The organism is Seonamhaeicola maritimus (genome assembly GCF_008056315.1).
GTDB classification, from domain to species: Bacteria; Bacteroidota; Bacteroidia; order Flavobacteriales; family Flavobacteriaceae; genus Seonamhaeicola; species Seonamhaeicola maritimus.
The window spans coordinates 1,092-26,137 of sequence record NZ_VRKQ01000013.1 but is presented as its reverse complement, the minus strand read 5'-3'; the positions used below and the strand labels follow the sequence as shown (position 1 = coordinate 26,137).

Below are 25,046 nucleotides of genomic sequence, written 5' to 3'. Positions count from 1 at the left end.
GTATATAACAAGTTTGTTTGTTAGTAAGCAAATTTCGTGCAATTTTTTATATTACCAATAGTTATCTATTATTATTGACAACTTACACTTGTTAATAACTCCTATTAAATTCTAAGTTCAAAATTCTGAATTATGAGTTGAATTTTTAACTTTGTTACACTAATAGTTTTCAATGGAGCATTTCGTAGTATCGGCTAGAAAATACAGACCACAAACCTTTAAAAGTGTTGTTGGTCAACAAGCTATTACTAACACGCTTTTAAATGCAATTGAAAACAATCATTTAGCTCAAGCTTTACTATTTACTGGTCCTAGAGGTGTTGGTAAAACTACTTGTGCCCGTATATTGGCTAAAATGATTAATAGTGATGGCAATGAAACTGAAGAAGATTTCGCTTTTAATATTTTTGAGTTAGACGCCGCTTCAAACAACTCTGTTGATGATATCAGGAATTTAACAGACCAAGTTAGAATTCCGCCTCAAGTTGGTAAATACAAGGTATATATCATTGATGAGGTACACATGCTATCTCAAGCTGCTTTTAATGCTTTTCTTAAAACCTTAGAAGAACCTCCTAAACACTGTATTTTTATTTTAGCAACAACAGAGAAGCATAAAATAATACCAACAATTTTATCACGTTGTCAAATTTTTGATTTTAAGCGAATTACCGTAAAAGACGCTAAAGAATATTTAAGATATATAGCCAAGGAGCAAGGTGTTGAGGCCGAAGATGATGCGCTTCACATAATTGCTCAAAAGGCTGATGGTGCCATGCGCGATGCTCTTTCAATTTTTGATAGAGTTGTGAGTTTCTCAGGTAAAAATCTTACCAGACAAGCAGTTACAGAAAATTTAAATGTTCTGGATTATGAAACGTATTTTAAGAGCACTGATTTAATCTTAGAAAATAAAATCCCAGAATTGCTATTGCTTTTCAATGAAACACTTTCAAAGGGTTTTGATGGTCATCATTATATTGCAGGTTTAGCATCTCATTTTAGGGATTTACTGGTAAGCAAAACCGAAAACACCATTGAGCTCTTAGAGGTTGGAGACCAAACCAAACAAAAATATTTAGAGCAATCTAGAAAGGCCTCAAGAGAGTTTCTTATTCAAGGTATAAATCTAGCAAACGACTGTGATCTCAAATATAAAAGCAGTAAAAACCAACGCTTATTGGTTGAACTATGCCTTATGCAGCTTGCCTCTATCACTTTTGATGGAGAAAAAAAAAATAGCAAACATTACATAATTCCAGCTTCCTATTTTAAAAAGAAGGGCATTACTCCTATTCCGGTTACAAAACCTGTACAAACAGAGAAAACGCCAACTGTTAAAGAACACGAAAAGGAATTAGTTTCAGAAGAAATTACTAGCAATGAAACTGTTCAAGCCTTTCAGGTTAAAGAACCTCCAAAAATTGTATTAAAGCAAGACAGCAAGCGTACTTCAGGTTTATCTTTAAGTAGTTTAAAGGCAAAGAAAGAACATCAAATAAGGCAGATGAATGTGGTTATTGATGAAGAAGATTTGCCCAAAGATTCATTTACCGAAAATGAACTAATAAAAGTTTGGAATACCTTTATTGAAAAACTACAAGAACAAGGTAAGAGGAATTTGGCTTCAATTTTATCTATAGACACGCCTAAGCTTAAAGAATCTACTATACATTTAGTGTTTCCAAATGCTACAAATAAGGTGGAGGTAGAACGCAATCAATATGATTTGCTGGGGTTTATTAGAAAATCACTCAATAATTTTGATATAGATTTATCTATTACTGTAAATGAAGTCCTAGAAAAACAGTATGCCTATACATCTATTGAAAAATATGAAAAACTTAAAGAGAAAAACCCTAATATTGAATTACTAAAGAAAACTTTCAACCTAGATGTTTAAAGCTTTATTAAAAATATTGCCCATTCTTTCCTTTGTCACCAGTGTTATACTTTGGAGTTGCGAAGGAAGAAAATCTAAAAACGATTTATTGCAAGAGTCTATTAGTAAATATAATGACGATTTAGTGCCTGTAAATATTATAAAATATTATCCGGAGGCATATACTGAAATAGTGAAAGATTCCATATTAAGTAATGGCTTTAAGGTGAAAATTAAAACGTTTACTAATATGGATAAGTCCATAACAAAAGTATCAAAATCACATACCACTAAGTTCAAAGATCACTTTAGAAAGATTGAATCAGATGTTGTAGTTTATAAAAATGACAAACTAATATTCAAAGAAACTATTAATAATGAATTTTTAATGAATCATTTGGGTACTTCGGAAGACCTGAAAAATTATATTGGTAACGATATTTACATTAACGAAGAAGCTACCCTAAACACCAACAAGTTGGTTTTAATTGCATCTTTATATAAACCTAAAAACAATAATTGCATTTCTTATAATATAATTATTGATGAACATGGCGTTTGTACAATGAATAAGATTAATTATGCTAGGACTTAAACTACCAACAGACCCAAGATGGGTTAATATAGTTGAAAAAAATATAGAAGAAATATTAACAGATCATGCTTTTTGTGAGCAAAAGGCAACAAGTACGGCTATTTCACTTATAGTCAGTTTCCCGGAATACACAGAATTGATTCAGGAAATGGTAGCTTTAGTGAAAGAAGAAATCAGCCATTTTAAAATGGTACATGATATAATACTTGAACGTGGCTGGGTTTTAGGTAGAGATAGAAAAGATGAATATGTTGTGCAGCTTATGAAATTCTTTCCTAAAGGTGGTAGTAGAACAACCCAATTGGTTCACAGATTGCTTTATGCCGCATTAATAGAGGCTAGAAGCTGTGAACGTTTCAGGCTACTTTCAGAAGAACTAGAAGACAAAAAACTTGCTGACTTCTATAGAAAACTAATGGTTAGTGAAGCTAACCATTATACTATGTTTTTAGGATTTGCCCGAAAGTATGGCAATAAAAAAGAAGTTGATACCAAATGGCAACAACTTCTTGAATATGAAGCTAAAATTATGTCTGACTTAGGCAAAAAAGAAACCGTTCACGGCTAAAATTTATAACCAAAACCAAACTGTATGTTTGTGTTTCTTGCTTCAAAGCTTTCAACTTCATCAAGGATATTATTTAATCCATAGGTATACCTTGCATCAACAAAGAGTTGATGAGACACCTTGAATTCTATACCTCCAACACCAGAATATGCAAAGTTTCTAAAACCATCTTCATATTCATGCACCTTAATTCCGGCTTGAGGTCCAAGTCCAATTTGAAGTTTTTCACTTAACCTGAATTTGAAATACACAGGAAGTTGAATATAATCTAATCTAATAGACTCGTCTTTTCCTCCTTCAGATGAAAACTGAAGTTCTGGTGCCAATTTTACACCTTTAGATAAATCATACTGACCAAAGAAACCAATCATAAATCCGTTTCTATGTTGATTGTTAAAAGTAGCATCTGGTTTGAAATCCATATTAGATATGTTTAAACCAGCTCGAACGCCATATTTAGTTTGTGAAAAACCATAAATGGTTGAAAAACCAATAAGTACAGCTAATAGTAATGTTTTTTTCATGATTAATAGGTTTGGGTTTATTTAATAGCAAACATTCAGTTAACGAATATATATTTTTTAGCCAAATTAGAAATATTTTAAAGGTGAAGTGCAAAATTTTACTGTGTATTACTTGAAACTATGTCATAATATATACTTTTTATGATACCATCAGACAGACCAATTTTAGGTACATAAATATGTTTCGAGCCACTCCATTTCATAGCAGATAGATAAATTCTCATAGCTGGAATAATAACATCTGCCCTATCTTGATTTAATTCCAATTCAGTAATACGCTCTTCATAAGTGTAACTTTGGAGTATTTTATAATAAGAGGTTAGATAGAAATAAGTTAAAGGTTTCCCCATAGCTTTACCAGAAACTTTAAATATTTTATTAATATTTCCGCCAGAACCCAATACACTTAATTTTTCATAATCAGAAGAATGCTTTTTTATCCATTTTTCTAATTTAGCCCAAGTCTCATCCTCTACCATATTATTTAATAATCGGACTGTACCAATCTTAAATGATTTTGATACTTCCTGTTTCCCATTATTAATAATAGAGAACTCTGTACTTCCACCTCCCACGTCAACATATAAGTAGGTTTTATTTGGATCAATAAACTTATTAAGATCTGTTGCAGCAATTATAGCTGCTTCTTCTTTTCCACCAATAATATCAATCTTTATATCGGCCTTTTTTAATATTAAATCGACCACGTTTCTTCCATTGGAAGACTCTCGCATTGCTGAAGTGGCACAAGCCTTATATTTTTCCACCTTATGCGATTTCATTAGTAATCTAAAAGCCAACATGGTATCAATCAACCGAACTTTGTTTTCTTCTGAAATCCTTTTATTAATAAACACATCGGCTCCTAAACGAATAGGAACACGAACTAGTGAGTTTTTTTTAAACTTTACAGGTTTACCCGATTCCTCAATAATGTTTGAAATTAATAACCTAACAGCATTTGAACCAATGTCAATTGCAGCGTATTTTTTAATTGAGAGCATACTAATCTTTAAGCTTATCTAAATAATAATCATACATAGCGACTTGTGATCTTACTTTTGGATTATCATCTATTTTATATTCATTCTCTTTTGGAGTGTTTATTAATCTAGCTTTCACATTATCACTCCAACAAATATTGAATGTATCTATCATTTCCTGTTTAATCTCAAAATCATATATTGGGCAACTTACTTCTACCCTATTATGTATATTCCTAGTCATCCAATCTGCCGAGGATATATAAATTTTTGCATCTTCATCTTTCCCGAAAATATAAACCCTTGGGTGTTCTAAAAATTTATCAACAACACTAATGACTTTAATATTTTCACTCATACCCTCAATACCAGGAATTAAACAGCATATACCACGAATAATCATATCTATTTTAACACCAGCATTACTAGCTTCATATAATTTATCAACCATGGCGTAATTTGACAAACTATTCATCTTAACACGTATATAACCTTCATTACCTTTCTTGCTTTCCTCGATTTGTTCATCTATTAATTTAAAAAAGCTTTTTTCTGTATAATGAGGAGACACTATCAAATGTTTATAGGTGTACACGCGATAATTAGTGTCAAAGAAATTAAATATCTTATTAATCTCTTTTAAAATAGGCTGATTATAAGTGAACAAAGTATAATCTGTATATATTTTTGCAGTAGATTCGTTGAAGTTTCCAGTACTAATAAAACCGTAGCGCTTCAGTTTTTTACCCTCTTCTCTTTCAATAACGCACATTTTACTATGAACCTTTAACCCAGGAACACCAAAGTGAAGGTTTACACCTTCTTTTTTCATTTGATTAGCATAATAGATATTAGCTTCTTCATCAAATCTTGCTCTTAATTCAATAGAGACCGTAACTTCTTTACCATTAATTGCTGCATTTATTAATGCACTTGCTACATGCGAAATTTCAGCTAGCCTATAAATTGTAATTTTAATGGTTTTTACATGAGGGTCTAGAGCTGCTTCGCGTAAAAATTTCACAATGTATTTAAACGTATGGTAAGGTGCATGAACCATGTAATCTCTTTCAGCAATTGCTTTAAAAAGGCTAGTTTTTAAACCTAAACCTTTAACTTGAAGCGGTTCAATTCTTTTATACATTAAGTCTGTTCTTCCTAAACTAGGAAAACTCATGTAATCACGCTTATTATGATAACGACCACCTGGAATAACACTATCTGTATTATCAATTTCCATCTTCTCCATTAAATTCTGTAACGTATCATCATCAATAGTTTTATCATATACAAAACGTACTGGATCACCTATTTCTCTATGTTTAACACTATCTGATAATTTTTCTATAAAGCTTTTACTTAAATCACTTTCAAAATCTAGTTCTGCATCCCTAGTTATTTTAATCATGTGAGCAGAAATAGTCTCATAATCAAATATGCTGAAAATATCACTTAAGCAATACCTCAATAAATCATCATACATGATAATGTAGCTGTGACCATCTTGCTCCGGAAGGACTATAAAACGTTCAACACCTTTCGGAATCTCTATTAAAGCAAATTGTTTAGAGCCATCTGTCATCTGCATTTTTACGGTTAAATATGCAGCACTATCTTTTAAGTTAGGAAGTTGAACTAAATCATTTAGAATAATGGTAACTAAAGCGGAACTTACATTCTGAAAAAAATAATCTTTTATATAATCGTGCTGGTTGCTATCAACCTCTGTTTCATCGATTACAAAAATATTTTCTTCCTTTAATTTATTATCAACATCTTCTAAAACTCTTATACTTTCAGTTTGTTGATTGATTACAATTTGTGTAATTATATCAAGTAATTCCTTAGCTTTGATTCCTCCAAGCTGATTTTTACCACCTTTACCTGCATCAACTATGCGTTTAACAGTAGCATATCTTACCTTAAAAAATTCGTCTAAATTATTCGAGAAAATACCTAAAAAACGTAGCCTTTCAATTAAAGGGACTCTTTCATCTGAGGCTTCCTGTAAAACTCTTGCATTGAATTGTAACCAACTTATTTCTCTGTTAATATAAGTGTTATTGGTAGTCTCACTGGCAATCATATATGTCAAGATTAATTTCCTAACAAATATATTCTATTTAAAAAATAAAAACGAATCTGTATACTCTAAATTTCCTTTAATATTTAGGTTAAAAATCTACAATTCACTTTATTGAAGAAAGTTTAATTATTACTGCGCGTAGCACTTTGTGTACAAGGACAATTACTAATTCCTTGCAAGAAGTCAATCCCCACAGTAACTACGTGGGTTCCTGAATTATATCCTGACAAATCGTTGGTAGTAACTTGATAAGCATAACCAAAATAGAAAAGAGATTTCTTAAATCCTACCATAGGACCAATGTTTAAAGGCTTTAAGAATTGATCATTAAGGAAGCGATAGGATATTCCTCCCCAGAAATAATCATCATTTCTGTCATATTTTCTGAATTTAAAATTAACATCCGTTGCGGAGCGCTTATCACTAGTAAACATCTGGTAGAAAATAGAAGGTTCAAACTCTAAACGATTCCTTTTATGTATTGTACCTCTAAAAGTATACCCAGAATATATTTGATAATTTAAAAGAAGGTTTGGCTCAAACACACGCTCAGATGAATCAAAATCTTTATCTAATACATTATTTAGGTTTAAACTGAAGAAGAAACCTTTTAATCTGTAAAGGGCTCCAACGTCAAAGTTGTGGTTAGTAGTGCGTCTTGGGTCCGTTGGAGGAGCAAACTGATAAGCAGGGTTTCCATTATTATTAAAGTTATGCGTGTCAATTCTAAAATTATTAATGTTATACGAAATCCCAAAAGACAAATACATCTTTGAATAATAATCTAACACTAAATGATGTGCAAAAGAAAATTTAGCTCCCGTTTGAATGGTATTACCATTTCTATCATTGTATAAAGAAAGCCCTACTCCTGTTCTATCTGCAATTCTTACGTCTCCATAGAATGATTGATTATCAGGAGCTCCTTTAATACCTACCCATTGAGTCAATCCATTAGCTCTTAATTTTACGTTATCACCAATACCAGCGTAGGTTGGAGACACCACAAAATTATTATCTGCCAAATATTGAGTAAATACAGGTAGATTAAGTTCTTGTCCATAACTACTTGCTATGAATACAAACATTATATATATGAGGGTCTTTTTAATCATAATCTTGTTTATTTACCTGTATAGCGTAAAATGGCCTACAAAGTCTCTTTTGTCTTTTTGAGCATTAAGCTTAACAACATACCAGTAATCACCAGTAGGTAATTCTTTACCATTATAGGTTCCGTCCCATTTTTCGTCAACACCAAGAGTAGCTATTTTACGACCATATCTATCAAAAATATCAAAGGTCAAGTTTCTATACTGTGAGGTACAACCTGGCCCCCATCCACCGTCTCTTGGGACAAAATAATTTGTAATACAAACATCAACAAATTCAAAATGTCTTGAAGCGGAAGCTACACAGCCATTACTATCTGTGACTTGTATTGTATAAGTTCCCGATTCGTAGATAATGAAAGTTCCTGTATCTTGATATGGTTCAAAATCAACAGAATTAATACGTTGAATAGCATATTCATAATCCCCTGAGCCTCCGGATACAGCCGATATAATCTCATTAATATTTCCATCACTAATAGCTATCTGTAATGGGTCATACTGATTTATATCAAAGAATACTTGTTGTTCACATCCGTTTGAATGTCTTACTGTGATTGATTGATTTGAGCCAGTAGCAACATCAATAAACACATTATTAGTTTGAAAGTTTATACCATCTAATGAATAATCAACCTCTGAAGGATCTACACTAGAATCTATACTTACCGTAACAGAGTTACTACTAGCATCATATATGTCTGTACAGTAATCAACCTCAACCGAAGGGTCTAATCTTACAGATTCTGGGAATGTAATATTCCACTCTGACTCACAACCTTCGGCATCTAGTACATAAACAATATGATCCCCACCAATTAATCCAGTAAAATCAAAAATAGTTTGAGTAGCTCCTCCAGTTGTATAAGTACCATTAATATCATCTAATGCCGCGCTATATGGTAATGTTCCTCCTGCGATATCAATACTGAAGGCTCCATTAAGATCACCCTCACAAACTTCTGGCATTATTGAATTAGGAACTATAATTATCATTACAGGTGTAGGTTCACTAACCGTAAAATCAAAAATTTCAAAACAACCTAACTCATCTTGAGCCATAGCTTGATAATTACCCGGCGCTAAATCTTCAAAAATAGCTTCTTCAAAAAACTGATTTAATTGTGGTGAAATGGCATATTTAATAACTCCGGTTCCTCCAGTGGCAATTATTTCTAAAACACCATCATTACTACCGTTACAGGTTACATCAGTAATTGTAAAGTTTACTTGCAAAGGTAAACTAGGTTCTGTTATAGTAACCATTGCAGATGTAGTTAAACAGTCACCACTATCTACTTGTACTTGATAAGTTCCTATAGGAAGATCTGTAAAGACTCCTGGGGTATTTTGGGTTGCTCCAGTTAAGTCATTTCCAGCACCATCTTGTAATGTATAAATGTAGTTACCTAGTCCACCTGCAGCTTCAGCAACAATAACACCTGTGTTATCTCCTGCACAGTTTATAGTGGCATTATTAATGTCTAAATCAATAGTTAAGGTTGGCAACGGGTCAATAGTAATTTCATTTGAAACAACCGATACACAACCATTGGCATCTCTAACATAATATCTGTAACTACCAGGAGTAACAGGGAATGTTATGGAAGAATTAAATGATCCTAAAATTGATATAAAACTCATAGTATCACTATAATCATAAGTACCAGTTCCTCCAGTTGCACTTAAGGTTAAGGAAGCATTTGTATTACAAGTTTGAGATGTTGCTAAGACTAAATCTGCTACTATCTGAGTTGGTTCGGTTATAGTAACATTGGCCGTTATAAACTGACAATTATACCCATCAGTAACGGTCACATTGTAAGTTCCCATACCTAAACTATTGAACACCGATGATGTTTGTGGTCCTGACGAACTCACTACTGGAGCCAACATGTTTAAGGTATATGAATAATTAGTTCCTTGACCTCCTGTAACACCACTAACCGTAATAGTGGCATTGTTATCTCCAAAGCATGATAATAAAGATGGTGTAGCTGCAATAGTTGCATCTATTGGAGTAGGTAATGTAAGTGTCACATTGCTTGAAGCAATACACCCACCAGCATCTCTTACATTTACAGTGTAACTGCCAGCAGATAAATTCGTAAATGTTCCATTAGATGAATACGCCACAGTGGCTGCTCCTGTTAATTCGTATTCATAAGTTCCCCAACCATCACTTGCAACGGCAGTGATAGTTCCATTATTATCATCACAAGTTACATTAGATGTTTCTGAGGCAACTACAGTTAAAGGACTTAAAGGTGTAGCTACTGTAATAGTACCTGAGGTTGTAGAACAAAACGGACTACCTGTTTCAGTAACCGTAATTGTATAGCTATCGGCTAATAATCCAGCAATTATTAAAGGATTCGTACTTGTATTTCCAGACAGTACTCCAAATACTGAATTACTTGAACTATCAAATACTTCGTAATCATAAGCCCCTGAATATCCAGTAATGTTAACTTCTATAGTCCCATCATTATCTCCAAAACAAGTTACAGGTGATGCCGTAGTTTCTAAACTTAATGGTATAGCTGCAGGCACAACAACACTAACATTAGTAGTACAACTTGTTACCATATCCGTAATAGTTACTGTATAAGTTCCTGATGGAACACCTGAGAAGACATTCCCAGATAGACTAACAGATGCTGGGTTTGGACTAATACTGTAAGTATATGTTCCCGAACCACCAGAATCTGTAACTGTAATTTCACCATCATCATCATTACATGTTGGTAACGTAGTTACACTTGGAATAATATTTAATGGTGGTACAATGTCTACCGAAACTGAATTTCCACAACCATTAGCATCTTGAACTTCAATGGTATGCGTTCCAGAAGATAAATTAGATAAAGTAAAGGGCAATGTTCTTGTTTGAAATGCGCCTCCATCAACACTAAAGCTATAGGGAGCTATTCCGGGAGTTATTAAAGAAACATCTATAGTAAAATTACCTTCAGACGCCGTACATTGATTTGTACTTGTGGCTGATATAACCGGATCTATATCCAATGGTATTATAATTGCTGGTGTAGTTCTAATACAGTTATATGCGTCTTTAACATGCACATAATATGTGTTAGCATCCACATTAAAGGTGCTTACCGATGCCCATGAAGGATCTCCAACTGGCGGCGGTGTAGCCGAGGTTGTTATTTGATATAAATAAGGCGCTGTACCATTTTGAGCTATAGCACTTATTTGTCCTGAATTAGGATTACAATTAGCGTTATTATCAATTGAAGTTGAAAGACTCAAATCTAAAGCCGACTCTGTAATATTAAAAGGAATTGAAATGACACTACAACCTGCATTTGGCCCTGAAGTTTCAGTTATTAAAACGGTGTAAGTTCCAAAAGAAAGCGGTCCCAAATTAGAAACTGACAAGGTTCCTCCTGCCGGAACAACTCCGGAACCACTAACACTAGTAGAAGCTAATGATAAAGATTCTATCACTTCATAGTCAACATTAGTAGCAACTCCATACACACTATTTATTGTGAATGACACACTGCCATCTGCACTACCCACACAGGTAATATTATTTGATGTTAAAGCAGTTGTTGTTAATGTCGAATTTGTAGGCACAGGAGCTGAAGCTGTTTCATAGTAAGAACAACCAGTTGAATCATCATAAACAACAAAGGTATATGTAAGTCCTGGCGTTAATGCTGTAAATGTTGCCGATTGACTTCCTGGACTATCTTCTGGCAACCAAGTTCCAGCAGGATAAACCGTAGCTGGTCCTTGATAAATAGCAAAGAAAAATGGCCCTGTACTCACTAAGCTGCTTCCAATACTAACAACTGCTTGTCCACCTGTGGTACAATCTGCAGTCGCGTTAATTGAAATATCCAAATCACTAGGTGGAGATGCTACTAAAACATCTTGAGTTAATACCGAACATCCGTTGGCATCTACTACATTAATTTCATACAGTCCAAAATTTAGTACTGTAAAAGTAATAGGTGATGCTCCGGTTACGTTTAATTGAGAAGAGGCATATCCGTTAGACCCTGTAACATAGTAATCATAAGGAGCTGTTCCTCCTGTTACATTATCTATTACTACTTCTCCCTGTGATGTTACCCCACCACTACAAGATATATCAACGGCATGATGTGCAACATTAATAGGCGTTGGTTCAGAAATGGTTATGGTTTCAGTATCTGTACAAGAATTAGCATCAGTCAATGTAATAGTATAATCTCCTGCTGGTAATCCAGAAGTTTGTGTACCATAATTGGTTCCAGTTGTATCATTGTTTACATTTATAACAAATGGTGGTACGCCTACGGCATTATTAATTGCAACATCAATAGCAGCATTATTATCTCCATTACAAAGTATAGGTTGAATTAGTGTAACCCCAGTAATTTCAGGTAATGAAATACTATTTACATCTGTTACTCCAGACTGTACTGTACATCCTAAAGCATCTGTAATTTCAAATTCGTAAGTTCCATTATTAGGTGTTGTATAAGTAAAAGTTGTTCCCGTAATTGACGTAGATGTCCCAAAAGCACCACCATTAAAGGAAACGGTGTAATTGTAAGGTGAGGTTCCTCCTCCTACTGTTCCAGTAATCACAGCATCAGGTGAAGCCGTACAATTTAAATCTGAAGTCAGAACCATATTAACCGTTACAGGTGGTAGCGGTGCAATTGAATAAGACTCCACATAAGTACAATCATTAGCATCTCTAACTTGAAATGTATACGTTCCCGGTGATAATCCCGCAAATGTATTGGTTGATTGATACGTTGATACTGCACTAGCAGGAGCTATAATTTGATATTCTAATGGTATGGTACCTCCAATAGCTACTACTGTAACAGTAGTTGTATTTGTCGGACAGCTCAGCGCTGTATGACTGAAATCTAAATCTACTGGAGGGTTTAATGGAGCAATAGTAATAGGAGCCAAATTTGAACTACAACCACTAGCATCCATTATAGTAACAGTATATGTTCCATCTGTTAATCCCGTGAATGTTGTTCCTGCCTGAAAGTTTACACCATCAATACTATACGTATAAGGAGCTGTTCCTCCAGTAACACCAGAAACGGTAATTACGCCATTAGTTGTACAGGTATAAGGTGTTGTTAATGTAGCTGTTCCGTTAATACCAGCCGCAACGGTAATTGTTATTGGCCGTGGCACCGTTGTACAAACATCTGTACCATATGTGTATTCTACAACCACATCGTAAGTTCCTGCCGAAAGCCCTGTAAATATAGGTGAACTAAAATATGTAACACCATTGTCAATACTGTATCTTAAGCTATTTCCATTCGCATTGGTAACATTAATATTGATAGAACCACTATTAAGATCATCGGCACACAAAATATTATTTTGGTTTATTGTAAATTCTGGAGGTAAAATAGCATCTACAATTATGGATGTTGATGCGGAACAATTATTAGCATCAAAAACCGTGATATTATAGACTCCAGGGGTTGTCACCACATAAACCGGATCGTTTTGGGAATCTGTGGTACTGTTAATGTAATAAATATAAGGAGCTGTTCCTCCAACCGGGTAAATTGTTATCTCTCCATCTGAACAGGTTAATGGTTGTGTGATGGCCGCAGTTACATCCAATAACGGTGGTTGAATAATATCAATAACTTCGGAATATGTACACCCATCATCAGTACTAACATTAACAGTATAGGTCCCTCCTCCTAAATTATCAAAGGTATAATCATTGGCATTTATAGGTCCAACGCTATTAACAAGTGTTGCCCCTTCATAAATACTGAAGTAATATTGTGGTAAGGCATCATTGGCTTGTAAGATAATAGTTCCAAAACCGCCATTACAATCGGGCTGCTGTATTATAGTTGACACCGTAAAATCTCTTTGTCTTACTAAAACATCTGGCACAGAAAATATACATGGATTGGTTGGCACACCAACTTGTCTTATATAAACTGTATATAATCCTGGCGTATTAACACTAAAAACATTTGAAGGCTGATAAGGTCCATTCTGATTTAAGCTATATTCATAGCCAGATGGTACACCTCCTACTGTAATTTCACCCGGAGTTGTACATAAAATATCTCTGGATGTAGCCGTTGGGTTTAGTAAATTTTGATATACATTAAAATAAAAAATATGAAAACATCCACCCGGATAATTCAATACTATTCTAAATTGCCCTGAAGTGTTAGCAGTGAAATCTGGTCCAGTACCAACTTGTGTCCATGTACAGGATGTATCTTCATTAGCACAATCATCAATACCAATTGGCGCACAGCTTCCTTCATTTAGTTGTTCCCAAACAATAGAAGTCGCATCACTTATTCCTGTAGTTATTTCTCTGATAGCATTAGCTCCACACAAAAATATTTTGGGTAATTCCTTTCCATCATTAGGACATATTGAAACCACATCTGCAAATGGAATAACAGGGTTAGAAACCGAACTTCCGTAGACCACAACATCAATTTGCTCTTCAATAGAAATACAAGTAGCTGAGGTTGTATTAGTAACATAATAAGAACCAGTTGCGGTTGCGGTATAAGTTCGTCCTGTCCCAATTACTGGTGTTCCCGTTGGGCTTGTTGACCATGAATAACTATCATAACCATCAGCAGCAATTAAATCTACACTACTACCACATAATATTTCCTGACGTTGGAAATCACAATTACTAATATCTACTAAAAAGTTTGTTGTTCCCGGATCACTTAAACAGGTGGTTATAGCAAAACTTCCTTCTTCTTCTATGATAGTTGGATTTATAACACCTCTATAAGTAGCAAAAGCTTGATTTCTAATTTCGTTAGAACAAGCTGTACTTAAATCATAACAATCTGGTACTACCCTAACCGCCAAACGAATTGTAAAAACAGGATCATTAACTTCAACAGACTCATCTGGTATATCAAAAATTAAGGTTCTTGTAACTGGGTCGTAAGATTGTAAAGTTGCTCCACCAGCATTGGTTAAATCTATATCTGTATTAGGATCGAAGATTATATTTACTGGAAGAACATCTTTAATAGTAAACTCTGTGATATTATCATTTCCTGTACTTTGGTAATTAATTTCGTAAAACAACTGTTGACCTAAAAAAACGTTACCTCCTCCAATGTCATTACCAGCAGCATCCTCAACAGTTTTGATAAGATCTATATCCGGAGCAATTATGTCCACACCAAATGCACTCATAAAAGCAAAAATAGGGTCGGCTTGCCCCCTTGCAACCTGAAGTCTGAAATCGGCAGCCGTATCGTCATTCCTTATGAATTCTGGTTCTGAATTAATGATTTCCAAGAGACCTGTATCATAGCCTAATGTATTCTCACTTTGCGGATTTCTAGGATAAATGAGACTTGGTGGGTTAGGGTTACCATCGTAACCAAGATTTTCTATTACAGAACCAAAAAATTTATTGGCTGACCTTAATTGTGTAGTTACTTCTTTACCGTTTATTTCTAATTTGGTGGCACTTTTGGTACGATCGCCATCCAAGGCCCCATAGGCAAATTGTAAATCGATATTTCCAGCAGGAGGTGTTCGGAAGCCAGTTACATTAATGGTTTCTTGATGACCATCAAAAATATGGCTAAAACCATCAAAAATGGTGAACGATTTTGTATAAAGTTCTGGATCCTCGTAAATTAATAGAAGTGTCCATCCTGCAGATAATCCCGTAGAATTGTTAAATCCTTCACTGGAAGTAACATTGGCTACTGTATAATTACCTTCTATATCTGTAAGTCCATTGAATAAATTAGTTACATCCGCATAACAAGCATAAGGCGTATTTCCTGGCTCTCCAGTTTCAGCTATTATTGGACTAGTAATGGCATCATAAATAATTTCTCCTGTAATATCGATATATGAAGAACTTCCGGCCAACTTAAATTTTATTTGGTTAATATCACTTCTATCTCCAGATTGAAGTGATGCCGCCCAATAAAGACCAGCATATACAACTCTATAACAATCTGTTGGACTTCCATCTTCATGAGGTGGTAATTGTATTTCTGCACTACTGGAACTAAAAGTAGTAGCATCAGAATCGATATCGATATATCTCATATCAACATCTTGATTATCCCTAGTAAGATCATTAAAAGGTAAATTATCTTGACCAATAATAGAATTACCAACAACCAACATACTTCCCCTTACCTCAATCTTTTCTCTCTCAGTAAATGGGTCATAAGTCTGTGCAAACAAAGGAATGCTCAGCAAAAGAAATATAACAACAAGTCCAAAGTTTACATAAGTAGTTTTCTTCATGGCAGTCATTTTTAATAAATTCTTTTATTGGGGCTATTAAAAGAAATATATCTTGTTACAATTCTTAATAAAATAATTGAGATTGTAAGTTTAATTGTATTTATAATGTAATTCAACCTATATAGACACAATTAAACGAGGTAAATATCGTTATTTTTTTTTGAACAGAGAAGCATTCATTTAATTATTTATGCATTTCATCGATGTATTTTAACTTTTAAGCGCATTTCATCGAATATATTGTAGTATTTTACATACTTTTTATTCATTGTATATCAATAGTACGCAATTAGATAATTATTATATGGGCTAAAAAAAATCGGATAAAAACTATTATCCGATTCCTTAAGTTGATTAACAATGGTTCCTAATTTTCTATTTTGACAATAGACATTTTATTGTTATAAGGTTTGTTTTCCTTTGAAACTAAAGCGGTATTAGCAGCTTCAATATAATTGAACTTTTTAGAATAGATGAAGTATTTATTTGAATTCACATCAAAGAAAAAGTTAATATTGGATTCACCAGAAGCCACTACATTCCTTAAAAATTCATCTCTCTTTGCTTCAGTATCATGAACCGCTATAACCATATAGTATCCATTTTCCTCATTGCTAACATCTTTAACAATTCTAATACTATTACTTTGTTCTTCACCAAAATCAAAATCTTCTTCATTTAATGGTGTAGGACTTGGGTCCGTGAATTTCTTAATACTTTCTAATGTAGCTCTATCTTTGGCATACCTATCTTGTTGATTATCATATGCAGCGCGTTTGATTCTTCGTTTTCTTTCTACTTCTGTAGCTTCATTAATAGTTTTTAGATTTGCTATTAGGCTTTCTTTAGTCCTAATAGTTTTTAACCGATCAGTTTTTAATTTCTCAATAGTTCTCAAATAACTTGCAGATAAAGGATCTAGTTTGTCGCGTTTCTTCCCTTTACGCATAATTAAAACAGCTTCTAACTCCTGAATTTTGATATCCTGTTCTTCAATTACCTTATCAATTTCTTTCTTAATTGATTCTATTTCGGCATTTTCCTCGGTTATGCTTTTAAACGGTTTAGGAGCTACAGTAATTCCTTGCTCACTTAAATCGTTTTCTTCTTTTAAGTCATCTAAATCTTGTTGTTTTATATCCACTTTGTCCGATAGTCTATCAATTAATAGCTGTTGTAAGTTTTTAGAGGTTTCAGATATTTGATTCAAATTATTAATTGAATTCAGCGTTTCTTCATCTAATTCAGGCCCAGATGAATCAGTTCCTTCAATAGCTTGCTCTTTTAACTTAGATAAGACTTCTGCCTCTTCTCTCTTGGCTTGCTCTAAAGCTTCTTTTGCTTTTAGTTCTTCTTCAACTTTTAACCTTTCAGCTTCTAATAAAGCCTTTTCTTCCGCTTCAGCCTTAAGTCTTGCTTCTTCCTCTTGTTTACGTTTTTCTTCCTCTAATCTAGCCTTCTCCTTAGCCTTAGCCTCTTCTCTTTTTTTCATTAATACTTCTTCTCTAGCTCTTACTTCAGCATCACGCTTTTCTTGTAATTCTTTTGCTGCACGAGCTTTAGCTTCAGCTTCTTGTTTACGTTTCAGTGCTTCTGCGCTCTGCTTTTCTTCAAGTTCTTTTTCAGCCTTAATTCTAGCCTGTTCTTCTGCTTTAAGTCTTTCCACCTCTTTTTTAGCTTCTATTTCTGCTATAAGCTTGGTTTCTTCCTCTAAATTGGCTTGTTCTTCCTGATTGTCTTGAGGAACATTGGTAGGTAGATCTTCGGTGATTTTATTTTTATCCTCTAAAGCAGCCCTTCTAGATTTTAACCTACCTGGTGTAGCAGACCCAGTCTTTTTAGTTGGATTCTTACTAGCTATAACACGTTTAGATTTTCTTGATGGGGTAAATACAGATTTTTCTTCGTCATCACCATTATACATAAACCTTTTATTATTTTTAAAACGGTATGCTAAGGTAATTTCATGGGAACTCCCAAAAGACACCAAATCTCCTACAGATTGTTCATAATTATATTCAACAGCAATTTGCTCACTAATATTTAGACCTATTCCGGCAGAAGCACCGTATAAAGTATTATAACCAACTTGTCCCCAAAGGCCTTTAGGAATACTTAACATTGCCAAACCAGAAAGAACTGTTTTATCTTTTTTAAATTCGGACCTGATTAAACTAGAAAATTTACTTTCATCAAAAAAACCTCTGCTATTCATATATCCTGTATACATAATATGAGCCTGTACACTTTGTGCTGGGTTTTCCTCAATGAGCTTTGAGGCATTCAAATTATATGAAACCAAATTGTTTATAGAAAGTCCAAAATCAAAAAATCCAGTGCCATAATTAATACCAGGATTAATAGTTAACATAAAGTTTTTTGGAATATTTTGAATGACAGGATCAGGTTCGTTTACAATTACTCGTCCGTCGTTAATTCCGCTTTGATAAGCTCCTAGATTAAGTCCGAAGGTTAAATTATCATCTCTATTTAATGACACATTATAGGCGAAATTTAAAACGGCTCCAAAAGTTGTTTGTACGCCGTAATCTTGTTGAAAGAGACCTACACCCATACCAATATTTTCCTTAAACCTTCCTGAATAACCAAACAGATAGGCTTGAGGAGCATCTGCAAACTGTACCCATTGTCTTTTGTTAGAAAAACTAATGTATTTGTTTTGTTCTCTTACAAAACTAAACGTAGGGTTTATAACGTACCTATTAAATTTTAAAGAATTTCTAATAGGCAGATCAAACGCTACAACACCATTCTCTTGAGAATGAATGATTTGTAACGTAAATAAAAATAAAATCCAATATAGTAGGTATTTATTCATGTCATTTGACTAACGTAATTGATCCTTTACGTGTCTTATTATTTGGGGTTGTAATAATATAATAGTACACCGGATTCACATCTTTAAAACTTGTGTTCTCTGGCCAATTATTTTTATAATCATTTGTATTTAAAACTATTTTACCTTGTTCACTTACTACCATAACTTGTGATCCGGACCCACTCACATACTCTTGCGGAATTACCCAAGTATCATTTACGCCATCTCCATTTGGACTTATTAAATTAGGTATTTTAGAAACATTAGGAAATGGTTCTGTTACTCTGAAAGAATATTCTTTTGAGGAAGAACATCCCACAGTTTGACTTATTGTTACCATATAATTTCCAGAAGTACTTATTTCATAATTACTTAAAGTTGCTCCCGAAATTTCAGTACCATTTAAATACCATTTAAAAGTTGGCGTATTGGCACTAGTAGTAACAGATGCTATTAACGTTTCACCTTCCTCTAGCATATTAATATCTTCAACATCAATACTACTAGTAAATCCGGTACTTTCTAAATCTATGCTAGCACTTGCAACACAATCTCCTAAATCAATATTAACACTATATACCCCAGATTCATTTACTTCAAGCATTTGACTTGTAGCTCCAGAAATTCTTTCTCCATCTTTAAACCACTCATAACTATCTCCAGAAATAGTACTTAATGTTGTAGGCCCATCTTCATAACAATAAGGATTCCCGAGTAAAGAACTTATAGAAGTTGTCGTTTCTCCCGAAGAAGCTTCGCTCACTGTAACTCTATTAGAATAAGAATCTGACGTGCAGGATCCATAATTGGTTTCTACAAAATAAGTTCCGGGTTCACTTACCAATAAATTCTCTCCAGTCTCAACAAACACAAAAGTTGATGGCCCAGTTTCTTTATACCAGTTAAAGGTTAAGGATGGATACTGCAATGGTGAATCATTCATGGCATCACCTGGATTGTCAATGGTTAACAAATAGCTTCCTCCAGAACAAAATACTGCTGTTTCTATTAAATTGTTTATAGTGAATTGTGAATCTTGAATTTTATAATAAGCTGCAAAAGCATCAGAACCTGTACTAGAAGCAGCTGGTGAGGTACTTTTTATTCTCACCTTAAATGCTTCACCAGCTGTAGTTGTTGGTAAAGAAAAACTTAAAGTTGCAGGAGAACTGGTAACGCTTCCCGCTGAAGATGTAAAAACGATAGTTGCATTTGTAAAATCTCCTGTTTCATCCGAAAGTTCAACCATAAATTGATTAGATCCAGTTAAAGCTGTATCTGGTGAAAATGAAAATGTAACATTATAAGTATTAAATGAAGAACTTGCACATGCTTGAGTAAACCCCAAAGTTGGTTTACTAATAACAATTTGTGCACTCACTTTTAATGTAAATGCACAAATAATAAAGGTTATAAATATTATTTTCTTCATCAGACTGATTTTTCTTTTTAAACATAAAACGCATAAACGTTATTATCACTCATCAACATCAGGCTTGTTAATTGCAATTATTTTATTAATCCTCAATCTGTAGTCTGGTCTTCTTTTATTCTCAATATCTATAAAGGTTTCAATATTTTCACTTTTAGAATACACATTAAAAAAGGCTGAGTTACCGTACCAATTCTCTAAGTCATCATTATTTCCATTGTTAAGAACAAAAATATTTCCGTTGCAATTATTAAAATACATATCGGTAAACTTGACTTTTTCAAGGTTTGATTGATTAATAGATATTCTATCATCTAGAATAACAGCTGGATTAAATCCAGAAATAACACTTTTATTCATGTCTAAAAATGCATTTTCTCCAATAAAAACTCCTTCTTTTATGAGTCCATTTTCAATATCTTCTTTTAAACTTTCACTATCGTTTAACACTGTTATATTTTTGGCTACAACCAATGTTGATTTTTTTGAAAAATCAACATCTTCCTTTCTATCATATGAAAGAACCTTTAAGCAACGAGAGCCATCACTACTTGAAATATAAGGTGACCTTATAGCTAAGGAATTATTCAACATACATTGCGTACCATGATTAAATTTGAAATCATTAATACTAGCTCTATAAGACACAGCCTGATTTAGGGTAATATCACCTCCCCAAATTTCGAAAGCATCTCCCGCCGAATAGCTTACCATAATGTTATCTAGCACAGTTTTAGAACCAATACCTGCTAATAGCAGTCCGTTAAAGTAGCCTGCTCCTTTAATTCTTTTTCCTGAATACTCTATTCTAACATATTTTAAAACACCAGAACTGTCTTCAGTGTTATTACCACCATAATTTGTGTTAACATAATTTTCTGGAGATAATTGGGTGTGAAAATTGGCCACAGAACCATTACCAAACCTGTTTAATGGAGCATCTCCAAGAACGATTACTCCTCCCCAGTCTCCAGCTTTTTTAACGCTCCTGTTTGATGAAAAGATTATTGGATCTGTTTCAGTTCCTTCTGCAATAATTTTAGAACCTCTTGATATGGTTAGTGAGGCTTTAGAATCATAGTCCCCTAATATTACCGTACCTGGTTCAATATATAGATTTGCTTGGTTGGTAACAAAAACACTACCCATAAGCAGATATGTATCCCTCTTAAATAATTTTGTGTCACTAGTAATATTACCAGATATAATTTGAGTAGGTTCTCTATGATATTGTTTGTTTGGTTGAAAATCTGTCCAGTTGTTTAACCAATTAGTTGTTCCAATAATACCCTTTTCTTGTTGGGCAAAAAGATTTGTAAAAACTAAAAGTAATACCCATATTAATACATTAAGTTTTTTCATTATCAAGTATTTATGATTTCAGTAGAAATGGTTTATTTATATATTTTTCAAATATAACATTAATTCCATGAAATACCAAATTATTCGATAAAATACATTTTAGATGTAGTATTTTTCATATTTTATCGATGTAATACATTTTTAAAAGATTAATATTTAGACTAATACTAATACCTACACTTTCAAACATACTTTAAGACCATAGAGAGCATTTCCTATTAACCTATTATATAAACAAAAAAAAGGAACAAACTAAATTGCTCCTTCAAGTATAAAATTATAAACTATTTCTTAATGAAATTCACTGTATTCATGAAGCGATTTTAAAGTGTCTTCATAAAACAAAATAGCCGATACTAAATTGTCCGTATCTGAGTATGGCAAAATCCTTTTTTGGAACTCTTCATTCTTTGAAATAAAATCGTCTGTAGCCTCAAATTGTTCATCTAACATTTTTCTATTATCATTATCATTTGGAATTCCCAAAGTAGACATAGTAACTCCAGGTTTTGTAGCGAAAGCTATATAAGGCATTAGTTGTACTAAGCTTTCAATTCTTTCAATATAAAGTACTAGTAATTCTCCTTTTTGCTTTCTATCCAACTCATCTTTACTATGGTATTTTTTTATTGCAACCTTATCACTAATAATACTTTTAGGCTGCTTCTTTTTTTGAGCAAAACTTAGGCCAGTAACCAAAAAAAGACAAAAACTAAGTAGGAATATTTTTGTTTTCATAAAAATAGATTTGAGGTTCAGTGGGCTAAATTATACTTTTTACCGTTAAAAACAAACGTTTTATCGATTTTTTTACAATTTATTTGATTTAAGTAAGAAATAACAACTGTTTTAATTATACACTTTAAACATTATGAGTTAACTTCTTTGGATCATCCTTATGAATTATACCTTATAAAGTAATACTTAAATCAAACCTTCAAATCTCTAGGAAACAATGTCATGGTAGTTTTGCCTTTACTCAACTCTTGCCAACTGCTAATATCAAATTCCATAGCCACTACTCCACATGTTGGTACATTATCTATATATGTACTACCATAAGTATTTACAAAAGCTGTTATAGCATGATTATGTCCAAAAATGAGCAAATCATTAATCTTACTATCACAACTTTTAATTACTTCAACCAAATCTCTACCAGAAAAATCATATAAACGATTGTTTAGCTCAACTAATTCTTTATCTATATTAAGATTATTTATAAAAATGCTTGCAGTAGTTTTAGCCCTTACGGCATCACTAGAAAGGACGCTATCAAAAGTTAAATGATTGCCCTTTAGATAATTTGACACGAGATTAGCATCTTTAATACCTCTTTTTTTTAATGGACGTTCATGGTCTATTACATCATATTCCCATGAAGATTTTGCATGCCGTACTAGAATTAATTTTTTCATAACACCGATTAAACGCATTTTTTATCGACAAAAAGTTGTTTTTCTCGATAAAATTCAATTTATTTGCTTATTAATTATTCTAAAATAATAGAATTTAATCAAACTAATAACACTAAATTATGGATTATAAAGACCTTAGCAAAAGATTTACATAACAACTGATGTTGTTAAATCATACAAAATATTCGACTAGCCGTGTACGAAATGCCCTTTGTCGACTTTTTAAGTGATTTGACATGTTTTTTTGAAAAAACAATAACATATATGTTGCTTTGTATAGCTATTAACTGAAATCATGACCCCAAATCTAATTTCACAATCAAAGTTCTTGACGCTTTTGTATTCTAGCGTCATTCCCTCATTACTTTTAAGAATAAGCGAAGCATGTTTGCACAACAATATTGTTGTGCAATCAATTTATATATATAAAAATTTTGCCAAAGTCAATACAAATCTACAAGCTTATGAAAACTAATACTTATAAGGTTTTACAAAATTTAGCTGCCATACTTATATTCTTTGGAGTATATGGTAGTTACGGACAGGATAATTCCTGTATAATATTAGACAATTGTCCTGCTGACATTACAGTTTGCGCTGATGCGAATATGGATGGAAGCAGTGGACCGCCTTTTGATGGGGCAATTGTTAACTGGAATACCCCTGATGTTTCTCAGACATGCTCCGGTGGGACTGGGAATGGTAACTTTAATATGCTGTTTGAGTTAAATGAGCAACTATTAACAGAAGATTGTTGGGATTTCAATTATATTTCACGTGTTGGTACAGATGGAGGGTACGTTAAACTTTTCTCTGGTAATGATGGAGATGGTGACGACAAGTCTAAAATACAAACACCTTTTTTAATAATAGAAGATGATACAAATATTTCCATTGATGTAGAATACTCCGATGGAAATTATAATGTACAATTGTTTCTAATTGGTGGCTTAGATAATTTTGGGAACCCTTACCCAGATGTTCAATTAAGTGCTCAAACTGTTAATGGTGGTCAAACTACATATTCTTGGAATGCTGACTTCGATCCTGGAAATGGTAGTGTAACTGGAGTTACCGGAGTTTATAGACTGTTATTTGTTTTCACCTATACTGGTTCTAAACCAAATAATGCTAATCAAGGAGATACGGTTATTGCTCTTGAAGGTTTTTTAAGTGATGATGGATGTTCTGCTGGTGTTGATTTTACAGTATCAGCTCCTAATCAAGGATATTACCCTATTGGAGTTCATGATTTGGAATATGTAGCTACTTATACTTCTCCTTCTGGACAAATAATTACAAAGACTTGTTCATTCACAGTTACCGTTGTTGGTCTGCAAGTAACAGCTACTGGAACAGATGTTTCATGTAGCGGACAAACAGATGGGCAAATTACTGTACAAGGATCCGGCGCTACTGCTGGTACTATTTCAGGGTATGTTTTAAGAAATACAGGTTCAAATACTGTTGTTGGTGTTATTTCTAACCCTGCTTCAGACCCTAATGCTGCGGGAGTTTTTACAAATCTTCCACCAGGTGATTACACTGTAGAGTTTGATCAACTAAATAATGGTCAAGTTTGTCAAGCTACTACAACAATCACAATTGGAACTTCTGTCGACAATACAGACCCTACTATTACCTGTGCAACACCTAATTCATCTTATAGTACTGATAACGGTGTATGTACCTTTACTGTTCCCAATAATAGTTTAGATCCTACTATTGTTAATGATAATTGTGGTGTAGCTTCAGTTTTGAATGATTATAATAATGGAACTACTTTAAATGGGGCAACGTTTCCTTTGGGTACAACTACTGTTATTTGGACAGTTACGGATGGAAATGGAAATACTGCTTCTTGTACATATGATGTTGTCGTTCAAGATAATGTAGATCCTACTGCTATCTGTCAAGATATTACAGTACAACTTGATGCTAATGGTGATGTTACCATTACTGCTG

General features: G+C 33.4%; 14 protein-coding genes. 4 read left to right on the top strand and 10 right to left on the bottom strand.

What is annotated here, in order from left to right; translation table 11 throughout:
- Window positions 1-172: 172 nt before the first annotated feature.
- Genes FUA22_RS13685 through miaE form a run of 3 tightly spaced genes read left to right on the top strand, consistent with a single transcriptional unit; the run spans window position 173 to window position 3,045 of the window.
- Window positions 173-1,903 (top strand): DNA polymerase III subunit gamma/tau, encoded by a 1,731-nt coding sequence (locus tag FUA22_RS13685; protein WP_147769165.1) that lies wholly within the window; start codon window positions 173-175, stop codon window positions 1,901-1,903.
- Window positions 1,896-2,477, top strand: a complete 582-nt coding sequence (locus FUA22_RS13680) for a hypothetical protein (protein WP_147769164.1) — start codon at window positions 1,896-1,898, stop codon at window positions 2,475-2,477. The genes FUA22_RS13685 and FUA22_RS13680 overlap by 8 nt, the downstream gene beginning before the upstream one ends.
- Window positions 2,464-3,045, top strand: a complete 582-nt coding sequence (gene miaE, locus FUA22_RS13675; protein ID WP_147769163.1) for a tRNA-(ms[2]io[6]A)-hydroxylase — start codon at window positions 2,464-2,466, stop codon at window positions 3,043-3,045. Before FUA22_RS13680 ends, miaE begins: the two co-directional genes overlap by 14 nt.
- On the opposite strand, the gene FUA22_RS13670 is transcribed toward miaE, so the two are convergent.
- From FUA22_RS13670 to FUA22_RS13625, 10 genes are all read right to left on the bottom strand, one after another.
- On the bottom strand, window positions 3,042-3,569 hold the full coding sequence (locus FUA22_RS13670; RefSeq protein ID WP_147769162.1) for a porin family protein: 528 nt from the start codon (window positions 3,567-3,569) through the stop codon (window positions 3,042-3,044). The genes miaE and FUA22_RS13670 overlap by 4 nt on opposite strands.
- Before the next feature lie 98 nt (window positions 3,570-3,667).
- Entirely contained in the window at window positions 3,668-4,573 is a 906-nt protein-coding gene (locus FUA22_RS13665; RefSeq protein ID WP_147769161.1) for a Ppx/GppA phosphatase family protein, read from the bottom strand.
- A gap of 1 nt (window position 4,574) precedes the next feature.
- A complete protein-coding gene (gene ppk1 / locus FUA22_RS13660) occupies window positions 4,575-6,638 on the bottom strand; it encodes a polyphosphate kinase 1 (protein ID WP_147769160.1) in 2,064 nt (687 codons plus the stop codon).
- Window positions 6,639-6,760: 122 nt separating this feature from the next.
- Entirely contained in the window at window positions 6,761-7,750 is a 990-nt protein-coding gene (locus tag FUA22_RS13655) for a PorP/SprF family type IX secretion system membrane protein (protein ID WP_455430911.1), read from the bottom strand.
- Window positions 7,751-7,765: 15 nt separating this feature from the next.
- The gene (locus tag FUA22_RS13650; protein ID WP_147769158.1) at window positions 7,766-16,030 is read right to left on the bottom strand and encodes a T9SS type B sorting domain-containing protein; all 8,265 of its coding nucleotides are present in this window, start codon (window positions 16,028-16,030) and stop codon (window positions 7,766-7,768) included.
- 367 nt (window positions 16,031-16,397) lie between these two features.
- On the bottom strand, window positions 16,398-18,869 hold the full coding sequence (locus FUA22_RS13645) for a PorP/SprF family type IX secretion system membrane protein (RefSeq protein ID WP_147769157.1): 2,472 nt from the start codon (window positions 18,867-18,869) through the stop codon (window positions 16,398-16,400).
- A gap of 1 nt (window position 18,870) precedes the next feature.
- A complete protein-coding gene (locus FUA22_RS13640; protein ID WP_147769156.1) occupies window positions 18,871-20,301 on the bottom strand; it encodes a T9SS type B sorting domain-containing protein in 1,431 nt (476 codons plus the stop codon).
- A gap of 45 nt (window positions 20,302-20,346) precedes the next feature.
- Entirely contained in the window at window positions 20,347-21,663 is a 1,317-nt protein-coding gene (locus FUA22_RS13635) for a hypothetical protein (protein WP_147769155.1), read from the bottom strand.
- A gap of 291 nt (window positions 21,664-21,954) precedes the next feature.
- Window positions 21,955-22,401: a hypothetical protein gene (locus FUA22_RS13630; RefSeq protein ID WP_147769154.1), complete on the bottom strand. Its 447-nt coding sequence runs from the start codon at window positions 22,399-22,401 to the stop codon at window positions 21,955-21,957.
- 191 nt (window positions 22,402-22,592) lie between these two features.
- The gene (locus FUA22_RS13625; protein ID WP_147769153.1) at window positions 22,593-23,081 is read right to left on the bottom strand and encodes a SixA phosphatase family protein; all 489 of its coding nucleotides are present in this window, start codon (window positions 23,079-23,081) and stop codon (window positions 22,593-22,595) included.
- Between the two features lie 464 nt (window positions 23,082-23,545).
- Here FUA22_RS13625 and FUA22_RS13620 point away from each other — a divergent pair.
- Window positions 23,546-25,046 (top strand): HYR domain-containing protein (locus tag FUA22_RS13620; RefSeq protein ID WP_147769185.1); only part of this gene is annotated, 1,501 nt, incomplete at its 3' end.